Raw genomic sequence first — 18,330 nt, forward strand, 5'->3', positions numbered from 1 at the left:
CTGAAATAAATAATCCGTATTGCGGCAATATAGGATTTATGAGGAGCGACTAAGCGCTTCGACAGTATCGACTTTCTGGGTCAGCATTTAGCCAAGGATTGCTGGTATCTACCACCGCTCCGATTTTGTACAGCATGTGCATCATGCCCATGTAAGCACGATCAAAATAGGGCATATCTTCATGGTAGCCTAAGGCTAATTTCACCAAGGTTTTGCCATGGTCAGTATGGGGTGCGGGGTATGGTGTTTTGTTTTTGAAATCAAACTGCTGCACTGTGAAAGGCTCTAGTTGCCAGTCAATCAAAGCTGCAGCAGCAGGTAATAGCTGTGTTTCGCAATCATGCAAACTCAAATCAGGTCGGATTAAGCCCAGCTCGATATATGCCTGGTGTACGGCAGCAAAAGAGGCTGCCGAGTTTGGATTTGTATTTGTGTTTGTGTTTGTGTCTAAGCTTGAGCCTGAAAATGAGTTAGAAACTACACCCGAAACTGCACCTGAAACTGCACCCGCGTCCAGCAGCCCTCGCCATGCTTTAGCCATCGATGTACAAAACCCGGTTGAGATTGATTTGGTACAGCCAAAATCAATGACGCCTAACTGACCATCTGCCATAAACAAAAAATTACCGGGATGGGGATCAGCATGCAAGCGACCTAAATCACAAACGCTATGCCAGAACCAGTCGAACAATAATTGACCATAGTGATCGCGCTGAGCCTGACCAGGATTAGTGGCCAGCCACTGGTCAAGATGCAGACCGTCCAGCTTTTGCATGCTCAAAACCCGCTGGCTAGAGTGGCTTGCCACGACAGCCGGGATCACAATCCCGGGCAAACGGACATGCTCACCAAACCAGCGCAATTGTGCCGCCTCGTGTTCATAATCAAGTTCTTCGCCGAGCTTTTTTTCCAGCTCGCTCATGATGCTATCTAACAGTTCTTTACGAGGGACCAGATCAGAACCAAATGCCATCGTGTGCAACAGACCACTTAGCATGCGGATGTCGCTGCTGACTGAGGCAGCGATGCCCGGATATTGGACCTTCACCGCCAGCGCCTGACCATCTGCCAAGCTGGCATGATGCACTTGTCCCAAACTCGCAGCAGCAAACGATACCGGATCGAAGTGCGCAAACAGGTGTTCGGGCGCTTGCCCAAATTCGCGGGTAAACACTTTATGCACCAAAGCGCGGTTGAGCGGCGTCACCTGGTAACAGCCTTTTGCCAGTTCGCGTCGTATACCTTCTGGCAAAAAGTTGGCTTCCATACTCAACAACTGCGAGATTTTTAAAGCAGTACCTTTCAACTGATTTAAGGCTTTAAATAAAATCCGCCCTAACTCGGCTTCATGCCGATCTTTTGCCGCTGCTTGCTGTTGTTCATCGCGGGTCAGCTGGCGTGCTCTATGCCCGACATGGTTGAGGCCGGCATGCGCTAAGGCTAAACCACTGATGGCGCTGCGACTGAGCTTACTGGTTGGTGGTGTGTTATTCATCACGCACCAAGACCACGTTTAGCCAGCTTCAACATGTCTAGCAAACCTGAGCCGTTTTGCATCAGGCGTGATAACTGATTGCGGATTAAAAATCCCGCCAGTTCTGACAGCTTATTGACGACACCACTCTTTAAGGCCAGCACCAACACCGCCAAGGTCAGATCGACTAACTGCGTGGTGTCAGAAAATTCTTCGGATTCGTCCTTCAGCCAATAGGCAATCACCGCGAATAAATAATCGGCAAATAGACCACCCAATAAATTTTTAAAATCACAGGCGGCAATCTCACCGCTTTGCTCCGCCGCGTCGATAAACTTGACCACTTGTTCTCGCAATGCCTGCTGCCCGGGCATGTTGTCGCGCATCATCAATAGCGGCGATTTGCCAACGATGGTGCGCGTGATTTCAACAAACTCTCGGTCTGCCAGCAACAACTCCAGCAAGGCATCGACCAATCTCTGCAAACGTTCTTGCAGACCAAACTGCTCTAGGCCGGGCGTTTCTAGCGTCAGTTCCAAGACTATTTCTATGCATAACTCGTAATACGCCAGCAGCAGTTTCTCTTTGCTTGGAAAATATTTATAAATCGTCGCATCACCAATCCCAGCCGCGCGCGCGATCTGCTTCATGGTCGTCGCCTCGTAGCCATGCTCGGTAATCATATCGACCGCAGTCCGTATGACATGGCGACGGGTTTGCTCTTGCTGGGACTTAGATGTTTTCATTTTGGAGATTAACTATCGTTAAATTCAATTATTGATGCACTCAATGTATATTAAGTATTTTAAAAGTGCAAGAAAATGATGCTTTAAAGAGAGTTTGTATGCATAAATGCCAGGAAAAGAGAATTACCCCAAGACATTTAAACGCGTAAAAGAATCATCCATGATGTTTGTGATTACATAAAAATCCCAGTATTTTTAATATACTCCCCACCATTTTTGTAAAATATGGCCTATTGTCCAAGTTTTACATGGACAATTAAATATACCCAATAGGAGTATATTTAATTTGCAAGCCAGGCTTGCCAAATAATAATGCGAAAAAGTGCGTAGCTTTGCTAGCGGCATCTGGCAATCCTCAAATCCGACACAACAATCCCATCTTATTCAGCGTCTTTCCACTAAAATGCGGCTATGCCCAGTCCACAACTTAAACCGCTCAGCTTTGCCCTCCGCGCCAATTTGCACACGCACTTAGCCGCGATGGAAAAAGCCGGTCTGCCTGCCGATAAAGCGTATAGCTTGCTGGAATTGCCGGCACCGGCACAAAGCCGGGTCGTCGCGATGCGCAAACTGCTGGCGCGCGGCAAAGACATTCCGGCAGCCGGACAACAGTCAGGCTTATTCAGCGATCTGGAGGTGCATTTGCTCCGCGCCGCTACGAGCGCGGGCAGCCCGGCAACAATGTACCGGCGGCTGGCCGATACTTACACCGAAAAAGATCGTCTTAGCAAAGCGGTTAAATCACGCTTAAAACTGCCGCTGATGATTTTGGGTTTATCGTTATTGGTACAACCCCTACCCGCCTTAGTGGCAGGTACGCTGACAGCGAGTGGCTACATCTGGAGCGTAGTGCGACCATTTTTGGCAATCGGCATAGGCGCTGTGTGTTTTAAAAAATTCCACCACTGGCTGGAAACCGCATCAGCATCGCCGCTACGTGAAGGTATAGAAAAAATGCTGACCAAAATCCCCTTATTTGGCGCGATGCATGTGCGACGCAATGCCAGAGATTTTTTTGAAAGCCTAGGCTTGATGCTAGAAGCAGGTCTGCCGATGTTTGAGGCATTGCCTAAAGCCTTTAAGACCATCAGCAATCAAATGATACGGGCAGACTTTGCCAGGATTCTTGCCAGCATGCAGCAAGGCGCTACCCTCGCCTATGCGCTGGAAAATTGTATTTATATCGGCAATCCGCAAGTGATTAGTCTGGCCCAGACTGGCGAAGCCAGCGGTACTTTGCCAGAAATGCTGTTACGCCACGCCGCGATGGAGACGGCGTCTTTGTCACATTTCCAGCAACAGGCCGCCGATTGGGCGCCACGGATTGTGTACGGCGCAATCATGCTGTGGATGGCGTATAGCATTTTGCAAAGCAAAGTGTTTATGCCCAACGTACCCAAAGACCTAGCATAAACTTGGGCTGAACTTAGCATCAGCTTGTCCCGCAGCAAGCCTATTTTTGGAGGGCAACGCGTCAAGTCAGCTACATCATCGTACTTATTTATATTGAAGGCTTATGTCCAGATCCATCCTCATTGTTGAAGACGAAAAAGCGATTGCTGACAATGTAGCCTATGCGCTCGCCACCGATGGTTTTACGCCACACCACGTCACTTTGGGGCAAAGTGCGTTGGATTTATTATCCTCGCCAAATTCACCCGCACCCGCTTTGATCGTGCTGGATATCGGCTTGCCCGATATGAGCGGCTTCGATGTCTGCCGCCGCTTGCGCCAGTTTTCAAACCAGTCGTCCAACATACCGGTGATTTTTTTAACCGCGCGCAGTGATGAAATTGACCGCATAGTCGGGCTAGAAATGGGCGCAGATGATTACGTCACAAAACCATTTTCACCAAGAGAGCTGGTAGCCCGCATCCGTGCCGTGTTGCGCCGTCTGGAAGCGGGTCATACACAAATCCTAAGAGAGAGCGGCACACAGACCCATACCGACCGTTTTCAAGTACGACCAGCAGAAGGGCGGATTATGTATCTCGGTCAAAGTCTTGCTCTCACTCGCTATGAATACCTGCTGTTAAAAACCTTTATCGATCATCCGGGGCAATTATTTTCTCGTGCGCAGTTGATGGATATGGTCTGGACAGACGCCAGCGATACCTTAGAGCGTACGGTCGATGCGCATGTGAAGTCGGTGCGCGCCAAGCTGCGTCTGATCGCCTCAGAAGATGACCCGATACAAACCCATCGTGGAATGGGTTATAGCTTTTCAAGCATATGAAAATCGGATTACGAATACTATTCGGCTACTTTTTAGTCGTCGGTCTTGCGGCATGGTTTGTACTAAATGTGTTTGTAGAAGAAGTCAAACCCGGTGTCCGTGCGACACTGGAAGATACCTTAGTCGATACCGCACAATTGCTGGCGCAGCTAGTGGCCGAAGATGTCAAAGCTGGCGATTTGCCGCACGCTGCCTTAATCGGCAGATTACAGAACTATGTACATCGTAGTGTCGATGTCAAAATCAGCGGCGTCCAGAAAGCAACGCTGGATTATCGTATTTATATTACGGATATCCATGGCATCGTCGTGTTCGATTCGGACAATAAAGATGTCGGCAAAGACTATTCGCGCTGGAACGATGTGTACTTGACTTTGCAGGGCAAATACGGTGCGCGTAGTACGCTCGCTGATCCGGCAGATAACAATTCCAACGTAATGCATGTTGCGGCGCCTATTTTGGACGGCGGACGCATTATTGGAGCACTCACAGTCGCTAAACCCATCTCTACCATCACACCATTTATCGAACGTAGTCAACGTAAGATTTTGCGCCGCAGTGGCTGGCTGATTCTAGGCTCTTTACTGATCGGCATAGGATTCTCGTTCTGGCTCAGCCATTCTTTACGCACATTACAACGCTACGCCAGCAGCGTAGAAAACGACGAAAAAGTCAGCCTGCCAAAACTAGGAAATAACGAAATCGGTGCCCTTGGCCGCGCCTTAGAATCCATGCGTAACAAGCTGGAAGGCAAACAATATGTAGAACAACTGATGCACACTCTGGCGCACGAATTAAAAAGCCCGATTGCCGCAATACAAGGTTCGGCCGAACTGCTAACAGAAACAATGCCAGAAGCAGACCGACAGCATTTTTTGCGCAATATCATCGAACAAAACCAACGTCAGAAGCAACTGATCGACAAACTATTAGCCCTGATCAAAATTGAAAAACAGCAGATACTCGATAGTGTCAGCAAGATTGATTTACCCGATCTGATAACACAAGTGCAGGCGGATGCCAGCACCCGTCTTACCGAAAAATTACTGCAATTGCGATTAGATGTGCCCGCGATCACCGTGACGGGCGATGCCCTACTATTGCGCCAGGCTATCGGTAATTTGCTCGATAACGCCATCGCTTTTTCTCCTTCTGGTAGCACTATCATTATTGATGTCAGCCAACAAAAAGAGACGATACAAATCCAAGTAAAAGATCATGGTGCAGGCATACCTGACTACGCTATAGCACGCATTTATGAGCGATTTTATTCATTGGAAAGACCAGATGCAGCCAAGAGTACAGGCTTAGGTTTACCGTTTGTACGCGAGGTTGCCTTATTACATGGCGGGAGCGTGACTGTCAGCAATCGTACTGATGGTGGGGTTTGTGCTTGTTTGAGTTTTCCAGATCAATACTTGCATTAATTTTGTAATAGCAATACATCGCTTTAGATATCACATTAGCTAATTACCGAAAGTCCGCACTTAGGCATTAATTATCTAATTGAATGAAAAGATATAGAGAATTCATTTTTCACTTCACACAAAACGCATCAATAACGCACACAAGTTTTTTACAGTAGCAACTCCCTCAACCCGGAGTCTTCTATGCAAAAAACTTTACTCTTCAAGGCCATCATCATCGGTGTTTTGATGCTCTTGATCGGCGTACCCCTCATGATGATTGAATCGACCATTTCTGAACGGATGCGCTTTCGTGATGAAGCAGTCAGAAGTATTGCAGCCGATTCTGTCGGTGAACAAACCTTATTGGGGCCAGTACTGACATTGCCTTATAGCGAAATATATGAGGAAGAAGAGATTGATGCGACGACTAAAAAAGCGGCGATACGTAAATATTCGTTGGCTCATCAAGTATTTATCTATCCCAACACTCTGAGTATCAAAGGGCTGATCGACACAGATCGTCATTATCGTGGCATTCATAAAGTTCTAATCTACAGCGGACAGCACGCGATTTCTGGCGATTTTGTATTGCCCTTAATGGAGAATCTACCCAAAGATAAACTTGCGTCGCATATCAAAATGGGAACACCATACATCTCACTTGGTTTGAGCGATACACGCGGCTTACATAATTTCCCAAGGTTAAACTGGGGCGGAGCATCTTATGAATTTAAGCAAGAGAGCAAGCTCCGTTCTCTACAAACTGGTTTGCATGCGCCGCTCAATGTGATGGAGCTACAAACACCAGAGACAATCAAATTTAGTCTTGATCTGGCGATTGACGGTATTGAACGTATGAGCTTTGTCCCGATTGCGAAGAATAATCAAATCAGTATTGCGTCTAAATGGCCACATCCTCAATTTGGCGGTCGCTTTTTACCTTCTCCCAAAGATCGCAAGATAGATCAAAACGGATTTTCTGCTACCTGGAATATTTCTGCGCTATCCAGCAGTGCACAACAACAAATGAGTATGCGGGAAACAGGCACGGCGACCGGACAAAATACGGCCTCTGGCGATACAAGCCCTGCGACCATTTTAGATAACTTTAGCGTCGCTTTTATTGAGCCAGTTAATGTGTATTCTCAGGCAGACAGAGCGATCAAATACGGCATGCTGTTTGTGGCGCTGACGTTTGCAGCTTTCTTCTTGTTTGAAATGCTCAAGCAATTACCAATTCATCCGGTGCAATACACCTTGGTCGGTCTGGCACTCACGGTGTTCTTTTTATTGTTGGTGAGCCTGTCGGAGCATATTAGTTTTGTACATTCTTATTTGCTGGCGAGCGGTGCTTGCATCTTACTGATTGGCTTTTATCTGAGCCATGTATTACGTAGCTGGAAGCGCGGCATGGGATTTGGCAGCGGCTTGACCTTACTGTATGGCGTCTTATTTGGCCTACTGCAGTCAGAAAATAATGCGCTAATTATGGGAAGTATTTTACTGTTCAGCGTACTGTCAGCAACCATGGTGATTACTCGTAAAGTTGACTGGTATCAGTTGGGTAAATCGTCAACGCCAGCTCCGAACTGATCTCTTCAAACAGAGAAACTTAAGTAATACGATAACAATAAGTGCAATGATGATGAGGCTTGTAAGACAAATTGAGTCTAGCAAGTCCATCTTTATTGCAGTCCCGTCTAAGGGAGCTTCTAAATCATTTGGAATTTGCGCTCAATGAAAAACTGCTTAGCCAAATCGCTACGTCATGCAGCGTGGGCACCCTTATGTGTTTTTGCCTTTTACATTATTGCTGCAAAAGGTTTTAACGCCTACCTGATTTATCCTTGGCTAGATATACCAACACATTTTTTTGGTGGCATTGCCATCACCTATTTTTATCTGATTGCCACTCGCTATTCTCAAGTGATGATCGGTAATATTCCTGGCCTCATTCAGTGTCTGATGTGCTTAGGGCTCACCGCAACAACTGCTATTTTCTGGGAATTTTTAGAATTCGGATCCGATCTTTTGCTTGGTACCAAGATGAATCTCGGGGTGTCGGATACCTTGTCAGATTTATTTTTTGGTTTGGTGGGTGCTGGCGCGCTGATCGCAACGATCTCATTTTTCGAAGGTGTAAAATCTAAGACGTGATCTTAGATGAAGAGAAAACACTTACCGAAAAATTAAATTAGGTGATTTGGATATAAGCGTGTATATTCCGTACCGTACTTGCATCAAGTTGTTATATTGTTGGTCCCAAACCTGCATGGCTGTTGTTCCTCTAGTCGTTCTGTTTTAATTCCTCCGGTTTCATCTCTTGGTTTCAAGTGCCTATCAGGCAATGTCGCCTATTTACAATTGAAGGAAAAAACATGAGTACTCAAACAGGTATAGTCAAATGGTTCAACGATGCTAAAGGCTTCGGCTTTATCACTCCTGATGCTGGTGGTCCAGATTTATTCGCCCATTTCCAAGACATCCAATCTTCTGGATTTAAGAGTCTGACGGAAAATCAACGCGTTTCTTACGAAGCAGCTGTTGGTCCAAAAGGCGATAAAGCAGGCAATATCCAAATTCTCTCTTAATTGAGTAGATCGACGCTTAAGTATTGGTGAGTTGTCGATTCTGAATTAGCTTTATGTGTTGTGGTTTGATTTTTTCTTAAATACCGGCCGCTGGCACCACGCAGATAGCATGGGTTGGCGGTAAGAGAAAATATCATCAGCAAGACAAAAACTTCACAAGTCAGAAAATCACCATCAGGTTTATTTTTTGACGCATAGATGAATTCTGACCGGCCAGTGGCACCACGCAGATAGCATGGGTTGTTGGGAAATGGTCTAATACATTCGTGTTTATCACCGTAGCGAGAAGATTCACCAGGCATCTGCCAGTATCTTCTGCGGCGAGCATCAACTCTAACCGGCCAGCGCATTGTTTATTCAATGCACTTGGAAAATGGCTTAGTTGATTTGTGAAGAAAAAACATTCGTTCGACTTGAAAACATGTCCATCAGGAGATGTTGGAGCAGTAAAAACGACTCATCCCACCAGGGGCACCGCGCAGATAGCACGGGTTGTTGGTTTAGTCAGTGGCACCACGCAGATAGCATGGGTTATTGATGATGATATTGAGGATAGTGAGTCGCAGCAATGAATGGTAAGCCCGCTTTTGGCGGGCTTTTTGCGTTAACAACGAGGATAACATTAGCGCGATCGTCATCTTTAATAAACGAGATCATCAGCTACTGCAATCTTGCGCTCGGGTCGATTATTTCAAAAAGTCTTTGACTGCTGCAATGGTAATTGCCGGATCTTCTTCTTGTGGCACATGTCCTAATTGCTCAAACATGACCAGCTTGCTAGCGGTAATATCTTGATGGAATCGCTCCGCATTATCTGGTGGAATTAACTTATCTTTGCCGCCCCAAAGTATCAGCGTTGGCAGCTTAATGGTTTTAATTTTATCGGAAGTACGTCCCGCATCCAATTGTATAAAACGCAAACCTAGAGCATGGCGATTACCAGCCCGTAAAGTCATCGCCTCGTACCTATCTACCAACGCTGGCGTGACTTTATCTGGATTGCCATATACATTTTTGACGCTGCTTTCCATCAAATTCCGTGGCAAGGTATGTTGCATCACCCAAGCCATTTCTGGCATGCGCGCGATCTTAAAGCCTATCGGAATCGCCGCCGGTGTGAAGGGATATCCGGCAGCATCTACTAAGATGAGTTTATCAATCCGTGCTGGTGCAGCGACTGCAACTTGCCAGGCAATTTCACCGCCCAGAGAATTACCACCCAATACCACGCGTGACAATTGCAGCTTATCCATCAGGTTCAGAATAAATTGGGTATAAGCAGCATTGCTGTAATCATTTTGTGCATTTGGTCCCGTCAGACCAAAGCCGGGAATATCCATCGTAATGACGCGGTGCTGATCTTTTAATGCAGCAACCCAAGGCTCCCAGGTATGCAAGCTTGATGAGGTGCCATGAATCAGCATAATCGGTACCGGATCAGTCCTAAGTCCCTCATCCCGCAGATGTACCGACAAACCTTTGACATCGATAAATTGGGATGGCGCAGGTGCCCATTGTGTCGTCAACTCGCTTACAGGTTTGTCGGGCGCCCAGGTCAACACGATCATTAGGCAACTTGCGCCAATAACAAACAAGACCAGACATAAAAAGCTGAGAATGACACGTTTGCTGATACTCATATTGAGGTACTTTCTGTGATTTGAATATGACTACTGACCTTCAGTATTTACTCAAGTATTTACTCAAATATTTGCTGAAACAATTTACTGAAATAAGCTGCCTAATTCATTTTTTATACAATCTTTTTATACATACGTGCCAGCGGTGCATGAATACCACCAGGTAAATCTAAGCCAAAACGCTCTGTTACCTCAAAGCCTGAAGCGCGGTATAAAGGTTCACCTGGCATGGTGGACGCTAGTTCTAATGCGGTGAAACCTGCTGCGCGTGCTTGCTCTGTGCAATATCGCATCAGCATGCTGCCAAGGCCGCGACGGGCGGCAGATGGATCAACAAAAAAAGCACGGATGCGTGCCGGATCAATGGCAGGATCAAGCAAATTATCGACGCCTTGTTTGGCTTGATCACCGCCAAACAAGGTATTACGTTTGCTCCATCCGCCGCAGGCCAGTAGCCTCGGCCTTATATCATGCTGATTTATATTCACTACCTCGTCCTCAATGGCAAAATAGGTTTGATCTGCGATCAATTGCGTATCCACGCCGAACACATATTGCAACAAGGCCTGTGCTTGTTCCGGTGTATAAAAAGAGACACTTAAATCAATCGCAGAACGTGCGATCAGTGCCTGCATAGCAGGAATATCGGCATAACTGGCAAGGCGCAATCTAGGCATGATGATCTCGTCGTGGGGACAATGGCATAATTGATTTTAACAATAAAATAGCGGCACAAAATCACCTTACAATAAAAAATGCCGCAATCATTGCGGCGTTTTTTACGTATAAATTAGCTGAGTTCGAAGCTTACTTTGCAGCTTCTTTTTCCTGCAATGCGCGCCACATGACTTTGCCGGTTCCCGACTTTGGCAAGCTATCTACAAATTCGACAAACTTCGGTACTTTATAGGCAGCCATTTTTTCATGCGCCCACGCCATGATGTCTTCACCAGTCACATCCGTGCCCGGTTTTTTGACGACGATCGCTTTAACGGTTTCGCCACGATATGCATCACGCGCAGCAATAATGCAGCATTCTTGAATGGCGGGATGTTGATACATCATCGACTCGACTTCTGCAGGCCAGACTTTAAAACCGCTGGCGTTAATCATGCGTTTTAGACGATCAGTGAAAAAGAAAAATCCTTCATCGTCCATATAACCCAAGTCGCCGCTACGGAAGAAACGTACTCCATCCAGCTCGGCAAACGAATCGGCAGTTTTTTGCGGATCGTTCCAATAGCCTTGGAATACGTGCGGACCGTTAATCCAGATCTCGCCGGTTTCCCCCTGTTTAACTTCTTTCAAAGTGGTTGGGTCAACGATGCGCGAATCGGTGCTGAAATGCGGAATTCCCAGACATTGCTGCTTCATCCGTTGTGGTGGATTGAGGTGCGATGGCGCCATGGTTTCCGACAAGCCATAACCTTCCATATATACCTGACCGGATAATTCCAGCAGCTTTTGCGCAATCGCCGCTGGCATTGCAGCACCACCGCCAGAGACGCGGTTTAACCCGGAGATATCGTATTCCGCCAGACGAGGATTAGATAAAAAATCGATCATCATCGACGGCACTACCGTCCAGTTAGTGACTTTGTAGCGGGTGATTAATTGACCTGCAACATCTTTGTCCCAGCGTGGCAAAATCACCAGACTACCGCCACAAAAAATCATGCTGTTCATGACTGACTGCATACCTGTCACATGGAAAAACGGCAGTACCGCCAGGGCCACATGGTTTGGCAACACGGAGCCTGACCATACCGGACTGGCAGCCGCATTAAACATCACCGAGCGATGGGTGTGAATACAGCCTTTAGGTTTACCGGTTGTACCTGAGGTGTACGGCATACATGCCAGATCGTCAGAGCTAGCCAGATGAGCGCCAGGTTGTTGTTGGGCAGCGACAGCGTCTTTCCACGTCACTACACCCGCTTGCACCGGCACGTCGCGTGGTGCGCGCACAAAATCTGGCACGCTCAAGCTGGTTTCCTTGGTCAGATGATCAGAGTAAGTTGCCACAATAGCGTGCTGCAAACCCGTAGTGCCAACCAGTGGCAACATACGAGAGAAAATTTCTTGTGATGCCAACGCGACTTTTGCACCACTATCCGCAATGTAATGCGATAACTCGTCGGTCATCAGCATAGGATTGACTGGCACCACCATCGCATCGGCGCGCATGATGGCGTAATAGGCAATAATAAATTGTGGCGAATTCTGCATATCCAGCAATACCCGGTCGCCGCGCTGCACGCCACATACTTGCTGCAAATAACCTGCCAGCGCCAAGACTTCCGCATGCAACTCGGCATACGTCAAGACACTGTCATAGAAAATAATTGCTGGCTTATTCGGATAACGCTGCGCCGAGATTTGCAGGTTGGCATAGACGCTGGTCTCTGGTGCCGTTAAAAAATGCGGCAAGCCAGTCGGCCAATGGGCGTAGTGAGTCGTGTTCATACCTTGTCTCCGGTGTGATTGCTAATATGAGGATATGCAAATGGAATAATTATTATTTCATTAGAGTGCCACACCTAATTGATTTTTGCACGGTCGTTCGTAAATTTTTACAGGCAACTCTGTTCATTGCCTTCAGATTGTTAATTTTTGTATAAGCGCGCAAAGAAGTACCAAGCTGTTTTTAATTTGTGACTGCTAAAGTTACAATGAGGTATGCGCTTTGCTTGTATTTGTATGTTTTAGGACTGATCCAAAATCGCCTCAGTTGCGTTGCAACGCCTGTCCTTACTAAAGCATCTCTGCGCTTATTTGTATTTAACAAAGCGATATCAAGCTTACTTTCGAGCGTCCTTTCGAACTTCCTTTTACACGGAGTTAATGTGTCTTCATTTTTTTACCGGTTTTCCCCATTCCTGCTTTGCGCTGTGTTTTGCGCAGTCTTATCGGCGTGCGGTGGTGGTTCTTCCACCACGGCTTCAGGTAGTTCTCCGGTTACGATTAGCGTGGCCGGCCCTGCCAAAGTGATTACTGGTGATCCAATCACGTTTACTGCTCAAACCAATAGCAGTGCAGCTCCTATCAGTGCCATGTCCTGGCGTATCACCCCGCTGACTCTCGGTGCGAGCGCGCTTGCTGCCACTGGCAATACCGATTGTAAAACCGTCACCAAGAGTGCTTCTGGAAACGACTGGACCTGTGTATTACAGATCACGCCACCCGCCAAATTGACCGCTGATTACACGTATCAACTGACGGTAACGGTGGTCGATTCAAAAAATAATACTACCAGTAGCAGCGCAAATTTAGTCGTCGGGCAAGAAGCCTCCGTCACACTCAATCCGGTTGCCACCGTAGGCGGTGCGTCTAATGTGACATCGGGGAGTAAAGCAAGTTTAAGCTGCACAGGTAGCGGCGGCACCTCCAACACTGGCTCATACGCTTATCAATGGGTAGTAAATGACGCGGCAGGGCTCAGCCTCAACATCACCGCCCCGTCCAATGCAACGACAGATTTCACTGCACCCATCGTCACCACTGCCACCGCAGTAACACTGCAATGCCGGGTGACCGATGACAAACAAAAAACTGGAACTGCGTTACAGACCGTCACCATCAATCCCGTGGTCAAGCCAACGATTGTCCCTATTTCATACAGCGGTGGCCTGGTACAAGCTGGTGCGGTAGTGAATTTAGATGGTAGCAAAACAACGCGCTATGATGTCAACGGTAACCAAGTCACCACAGGTACGATTTATTTTTTATGGAAGCAAAAATCTGGTCCGACTGTAACCATTAGTAATCCCAACAGTAGTATTGTCACGATCGCACTACCAAGTGATATTGTGAGCAGAACAGCCTTCTTGTTCACCCTCAACGCATCAAACGCACCAATAGATTCCAATGGCAATTCCAGCGAGCCCGTACAACAAGTAGATGTCGCTTATTTTGTGGATAGTCTGACACCTATTGCATTGACGTCCTATGTACCTACCCAAACAATATCGTCTGGATACAGCGCCGTTCTATCCGTGTCAGCTACCTCAGCAGCATCAGGGCATAACGTGTATTTTAGCTGGACGCAAATATCCGGGCCAAGTGTCGTACTGGCAAGTGCCAACTCCAGCAACGCGGGTTTTATCGCACCGACGGTCACAGCTAAGACAATATTAGTTTTCAGAGTTAGTGCCGGCTATCAACCAATTACCATCGACAACCCTGGCACGGCATCGATTGATTTGATCGTACAAGTAACGCCCTAAAGTTTTTTTACCAATAGCACGTAACGGCAGTTGTTACTGCTGCCGTTACCACTAAAACAGACTATTGTTTTTTTATGGACTACGGATTGAAAACAGTCGCTGTATCTGTACACAACTGAAATAACTGAAGTAAAAAATGTATTTAAAGCTCAGTCCTTCAAGCCATGCTCACGCTGCCTGGTCAGGGTTTTAGTCGCGACAAAAATCTCTCGCAGAAAATAAATAAAACTACCGACTAAAGACAAAATACCACACACAAATAAGACAGCAATCAGTGTATCCAGGCGTAAATCGGTGGCATCGCCTGCGAACAAAGCAGCGATCACCAGACAAACCAGCAGCGCACAAGAAGTGCTGAGAGTGATCGCCCGGTTGATCAGATGCGAGCGCTCATATAACTCGTTGAGCTCCTCGCGCAAACCTGGTTTTTGAGTGACGTTACCCCTTACCTGCAGCAAGTCTTCCAGCACACGGGATCGGTCAATAATCCGCGCCAGACGGTTAGTAAGTACGGTCAGATTAGTACCAACGCCTGTCAGTAAAAAGACCGGGGCAATAGCAAGTTGAATGATATGGCTGACATCGCCTAGTTGCAGATTAATCAAGTTAGCTCCTTAGTTTTTATTGTGCTGGAATTTTAGCAGCCTAAAATGTGCAAAGGAACATATTAAAAATCGCAAAAAGAAAATGCAGGAGACTCTTGCTGATTAAACACCCGGTCAGACGTTTGACAAATAGTTAGCTACCTTTTGTTAAGAACCGATATTCGCAAAATTAAATCCCCCGCGAATCGGGGAGTTTAACCAACTAGGATTCATTAATTGTGAATTTACTTCTTGTGCAATACAAGCAAAAACACACGATATCAAAAGTAGAAATGAACATTTAACGAAAGTAAATTCGCATGGCTGGAGAAAGGTAAAATCCTGTTAAAGTTAGTATACTCAGCGCCAACAGCTGTATTTTCCGTTATTTTATACTCGGCACCAAAGGCAGAAAAAACCCCTGTTGTATGGCATGTTGAACTGTAAACTAGGGTTGTGGCAACATTTGCTTGCATTGGCAAATCAACACTCTTAAAACAACTCGTGCTATTTCTTGACACCCCTAACTTTCCGTAGATGGAAAATAATTCGTTTATCTTTAGCTTAGCTTTGGCGGAGGCGTAGAGTGCTGTGGTTTCACCTTTGTATGGTCCCACTGAAAATCTCCCATCAGCAGAGGCACTAAGTACATTTTTAATGAGAGTGGCGTTGCCTAGCTTGCCATAGCCACCTTCAATAGCGAAGTAAGGGTTAAATTCAACTCCAGCAAAGAAAATTGCTCCTGTCGACTTTTCATTTTTTGTTTCATCTATACCGTAGCCATAGTCAACGCTATAGGATGATTGACCTAAACCAACTCCGACCTAATGATTAGTGTCTTCCGCATTTGCAACCATTGAAATCATGGCACATGGAATGCTCATCAAAGTAAATACTATGTGTTTCATTTAGTCCTTTAATTTTAATAATTTTCTTAAGTTCAGCCATACGCGAAATTAGGTTACTGCTAAGAAGCACTTGCAAGCTGTAAATTTGCTAAACCAAGTTATTTAATGCCACCTAAAAACGTAGCCGTGTATTATCCAACATTATCAAATTATTATCAATGCTTGATATGTTTCGGCGCATCTAAGCTATTCTCGATGCCACATTCGAGTAATGCAAAATGCGGTTTAAATTTGTGTTCTTATCTTTAGCTTTGATCAATATGTGTTTAATAAGAAAAGTAAAATTCTACGCAATCGACAATCTCAAACGCCACCCCCTTAGGTCATCAATAGGTCATAACTACGAATTACCATGACGCGTTTTTAACCTGTCATTTTATTCAAGGCCTTGTCATGCAAAACCCTGATCTTGTTCGTCGCTTCCCACGTCAACTTCCGCTAGTGTTGGCGATTAGTGCGGCGCTTGCGCTGGTTGCTTGTGGTGGTAGCAATAGCGATAGCACTAGCAATTCTGCCCAGCCGGATGTTGCTTTGGTAGTGCCGTCGGCACCTGCTGATTTAGGTTTTGTTGATACTGCGCCGGTAGTAGCTTCGGTGCCGGCGTTTGTTGATAATGCGGCGAGCAATCAGCGTGGTGATGCGCGCTATGCGACCTTGGATACCAATGCGGGTGTGCGCGTGCTGGCAGGTTTTAAAACCATCTGGCAACCGCTGACGGACATTGTGGATGCGGGTGTTTCTGCTCCGGCAGTTGGTAATTTCCCTGCTGTGATTCCCTCGGTCTGGACCGGTCTGCCAAATGATGGCACAGCGGGTGGTACGATTTTGAACAGTGCCGTACACAATGCCAATATCCAATATGTGGTGACGGCGACAACGGCACGCACACCAGCGCAAGAGTTGGCAGCGTATCTGGATGATCGACGTGGCAAGGGTTATAGCGTCAGTGACGGTATGGGGCCGCTGACGACGGCCTGGCGTGCAGCGGCGCAGCAAACGACCAGTATTACTGCAATTGCAGCGGATGCGACAACGGTTTTGTATAACGATACCGGGAATAATATCGGCGTCGGTGGCAGTGCCAATGTCGCATTTGGTAGCGTGGTCGATTTCATCAGTGCGATGAGTAATAATGGCTCTACCGAACCGGCCAAGCGCTTTTATAAATATGCCCGGCCTTACCGCTGGAGCAGTAGCGTCGTCGTTGTGCCCGCATTAGTTCCAGCAAAAAGCAACACGCCGCCGACTGATGGCGGTTTTACCAGTGGTCATTCAGCCGAGGCAACGCGTGATACCGTGGCGATGGCATACGCCGTCCCGGAACGTTTTCAAGAGATTCTGACGCGCGGTCTGGAATTGGGCGAAAACCGGATTCTCGCTGGTATGCACTCGCCGCTGGACGTCATCAGCGGTCGCATGCAAGGCCAGGCAGTGGTCGCTGCCAATTTAGTTGACCCCGCCAACGCGACTAAAAAAGCCGCCGCCGTCACGCAGGCGCATGCCACGTTGATGACGCAAACCAGCACCAGCAGCGATACCTTTAATGCCTTTGCCCATTCTGGTACCGTTGCCACCGATCGCTTTGCCGATTACGCGACGAACAAGACAAATTACCTGCGCCGCATGACTTACAGCTTTTCACCAATTGCTGCAACCACTGCGCCTGCCGTAGTACCAAAAGGTGCAGAGGCTTTGCTGGAAACCCGCTTGCCGTACCTGAGCGATGTGCAACGCCGCGTCGTCTTAAAAACCACTGCGATTGCATCCGGCTACCCTGTGATGGACGATGCAGAAGGTTGGGGGCGCTTGAATTTGTTCGCGGCAGCAGATGGTTATGGCGTATTTACCGGCAATGTGGTGGTTGTGATGGACGCCAGCCAGGGTGGCTTCAGCGCAATGGATAGCTGGCGCAACGATATCTCCGGCGCGGGTAAATTACTCAAGCAAGGCAGCGGCACTTTAAAACTGACAGGCAACAATAGCTGGACTGGCGGCACAGAAGTGAACGCAGGCGTATTAGAAGCGGACTCGGTATCTGCTTTGGGCAAAGGCGATGTGTATGTCAGCGGCGGCACATTTGTGAGCAACGCCACAGGTGCAACTACCGTCTCTGGAAAATATACGCAGTTGGCTAACACCACTCTGGAGCTGGATTTGGGCAGCGGCCAGCAAGGCCGGTTTACCGCCACTGGCGTCATCACTATTGCTGGCGGCACCCTGCGTATTAAATTTCAAAACGGCTATAAACCAGCCGTCGGCGACACGCTGAACATCATCACCGCGGCAAGCTTTAAAGGTAAATTTACCAGCATCGTCGTCGATGGTTTTAGCGCCACACCGATTTATACCGACACGGGTTTGCAGTTACGCTTGGGTGCATAGTTGAGCGTTTAATTGCTTAAGAAAATAGCTGGGTGGCAGGTGCGGGTAGGTGCGATTAGCGGAACGTAATCGCATGATTACTGAGCTACAAAAAGTGAAGTGGTACGCGCCTACTCGATGATCATGCACACCGC

At 47.2% G+C, this 18,330-nt stretch carries 15 protein-coding genes and 1 pseudogene; 8 read left to right on the forward strand and 8 right to left on the reverse strand.

The window, feature by feature from the left end:
• Positions 1 to 49: 49 nt before the first annotated feature.
• Together AAKU61_RS02240 and AAKU61_RS02245 are read right to left on the reverse strand one after the other, a co-directional pair.
• Positions 50 to 1,495, reverse strand: coding sequence for an ABC1 kinase family protein (locus tag AAKU61_RS02240; protein WP_354329282.1), 1,446 nt, complete (start codon positions 1,493 to 1,495; stop codon positions 50 to 52).
• Positions 1,495 to 2,220 carry a TetR/AcrR family transcriptional regulator gene (locus AAKU61_RS02245; RefSeq protein ID WP_354329284.1) on the reverse strand — a complete coding sequence of 242 codons (726 nt, stop codon included), beginning with the start codon at positions 2,218 to 2,220 and terminating at the stop codon, positions 1,495 to 1,497. Before AAKU61_RS02245 ends, AAKU61_RS02240 begins: the two co-directional genes overlap by 1 nt.
• Positions 2,221 to 2,631: 411 nt before the next feature.
• Between AAKU61_RS02245 and AAKU61_RS02250 the strand changes: the two genes are divergently transcribed.
• The 6 genes from AAKU61_RS02250 (at position 2,632) to AAKU61_RS02275 (ending at position 8,456) form a co-directional block, all read left to right on the forward strand.
• Entirely contained in the window at positions 2,632 to 3,633 is a 1,002-nt protein-coding gene (locus AAKU61_RS02250; protein WP_354329285.1) for a type II secretion system F family protein, read from the forward strand.
• A 103-nt stretch (positions 3,634 to 3,736) separates the two neighbouring features.
• On the forward strand, positions 3,737 to 4,456 hold the full coding sequence (gene creB / locus AAKU61_RS02255; RefSeq protein WP_354329287.1) for a two-component system response regulator CreB: 720 nt from the start codon (positions 3,737 to 3,739) through the stop codon (positions 4,454 to 4,456).
• Positions 4,453 to 5,883: a two-component system sensor histidine kinase CreC gene (gene creC, locus AAKU61_RS02260; protein WP_354329289.1), complete on the forward strand. Its 1,431-nt coding sequence runs from the start codon at positions 4,453 to 4,455 to the stop codon at positions 5,881 to 5,883. The genes creB and creC overlap by 4 nt, the downstream gene beginning before the upstream one ends.
• A 183-nt stretch (positions 5,884 to 6,066) precedes the next feature.
• Positions 6,067 to 7,458 carry a cell envelope integrity protein CreD gene (gene creD, locus AAKU61_RS02265; protein ID WP_354329291.1) on the forward strand — a complete coding sequence of 464 codons (1,392 nt, stop codon included), beginning with the start codon at positions 6,067 to 6,069 and terminating at the stop codon, positions 7,456 to 7,458.
• Positions 7,459 to 7,602: 144 nt separating this feature from the next.
• Positions 7,603 to 8,022, forward strand: coding sequence for a DUF2238 domain-containing protein (locus tag AAKU61_RS02270; protein ID WP_354329293.1), 420 nt, complete (start codon positions 7,603 to 7,605; stop codon positions 8,020 to 8,022).
• A 221-nt stretch (positions 8,023 to 8,243) separates the two neighbouring features.
• Complete coding sequence (locus AAKU61_RS02275) at positions 8,244 to 8,456, forward strand: cold-shock protein (RefSeq protein WP_322120747.1); 213 nt, start codon at positions 8,244 to 8,246, stop codon at positions 8,454 to 8,456.
• Here AAKU61_RS02275 and AAKU61_RS02280 read toward each other — a convergent pair.
• The 4 genes from AAKU61_RS02280 to AAKU61_RS02295 all read right to left on the reverse strand — a co-directional run bounded on the left by AAKU61_RS02280 (position 8,453) and on the right by AAKU61_RS02295 (position 12,562).
• Positions 8,453 to 8,806 carry a hypothetical protein gene (locus tag AAKU61_RS02280; protein WP_354329295.1) on the reverse strand — a complete coding sequence of 118 codons (354 nt, stop codon included), beginning with the start codon at positions 8,804 to 8,806 and terminating at the stop codon, positions 8,453 to 8,455. The two genes, AAKU61_RS02275 and AAKU61_RS02280, sit on opposite strands and share 4 nt — an antisense overlap.
• 336 nt (positions 8,807 to 9,142) lie before the next feature.
• Complete coding sequence (locus AAKU61_RS02285; protein WP_354329297.1) at positions 9,143 to 10,096, reverse strand: alpha/beta fold hydrolase; 954 nt, start codon at positions 10,094 to 10,096, stop codon at positions 9,143 to 9,145.
• 113 nt (positions 10,097 to 10,209) lie between these two features.
• A complete protein-coding gene (locus tag AAKU61_RS02290) occupies positions 10,210 to 10,773 on the reverse strand; it encodes a GNAT family N-acetyltransferase (RefSeq protein WP_354329299.1) in 564 nt (187 codons plus the stop codon).
• A 130-nt stretch (positions 10,774 to 10,903) separates the two neighbouring features.
• Positions 10,904 to 12,562, reverse strand: coding sequence for a long-chain fatty acid--CoA ligase (locus tag AAKU61_RS02295; protein WP_354329301.1), 1,659 nt, complete (start codon positions 12,560 to 12,562; stop codon positions 10,904 to 10,906).
• 380 nt (positions 12,563 to 12,942) lie between these two features.
• On the opposite strand from AAKU61_RS02295, the gene AAKU61_RS02300 reads away from it, so the two are divergent.
• On the forward strand, positions 12,943 to 14,322 hold the full coding sequence (locus tag AAKU61_RS02300; RefSeq protein ID WP_354329303.1) for a hypothetical protein: 1,380 nt from the start codon (positions 12,943 to 12,945) through the stop codon (positions 14,320 to 14,322).
• Positions 14,323 to 14,471: 149 nt separating this feature from the next.
• Here the strand turns inward: AAKU61_RS02300 and AAKU61_RS02305 are convergent, their stop codons facing one another.
• Together AAKU61_RS02305 and AAKU61_RS02310 are read right to left on the reverse strand one after the other, a co-directional pair.
• Positions 14,472 to 14,924 (reverse strand): DUF2721 domain-containing protein, encoded by a 453-nt coding sequence (locus AAKU61_RS02305; protein ID WP_354329363.1) that lies wholly within the window; start codon positions 14,922 to 14,924, stop codon positions 14,472 to 14,474.
• 263 nt (positions 14,925 to 15,187) lie between these two features.
• Positions 15,188 to 15,718: pseudogene (locus AAKU61_RS02310) on the reverse strand (outer membrane beta-barrel protein); the annotation flags it as partial.
• 489 nt (positions 15,719 to 16,207) lie between these two features.
• On the opposite strand from AAKU61_RS02310, the gene AAKU61_RS02315 reads away from it, so the two are divergent.
• On the forward strand, positions 16,208 to 18,196 hold the full coding sequence (locus tag AAKU61_RS02315) for an acid phosphatase (protein WP_354329305.1): 1,989 nt from the start codon (positions 16,208 to 16,210) through the stop codon (positions 18,194 to 18,196).
• Positions 18,197 to 18,330: the final 134 nt, after the last annotated feature.

Source organism: Undibacterium sp. GrIS 1.2 (assembly GCF_040544435.1).
Taxonomy (GTDB): domain Bacteria; phylum Pseudomonadota; class Gammaproteobacteria; order Burkholderiales; family Burkholderiaceae_D; genus Undibacterium.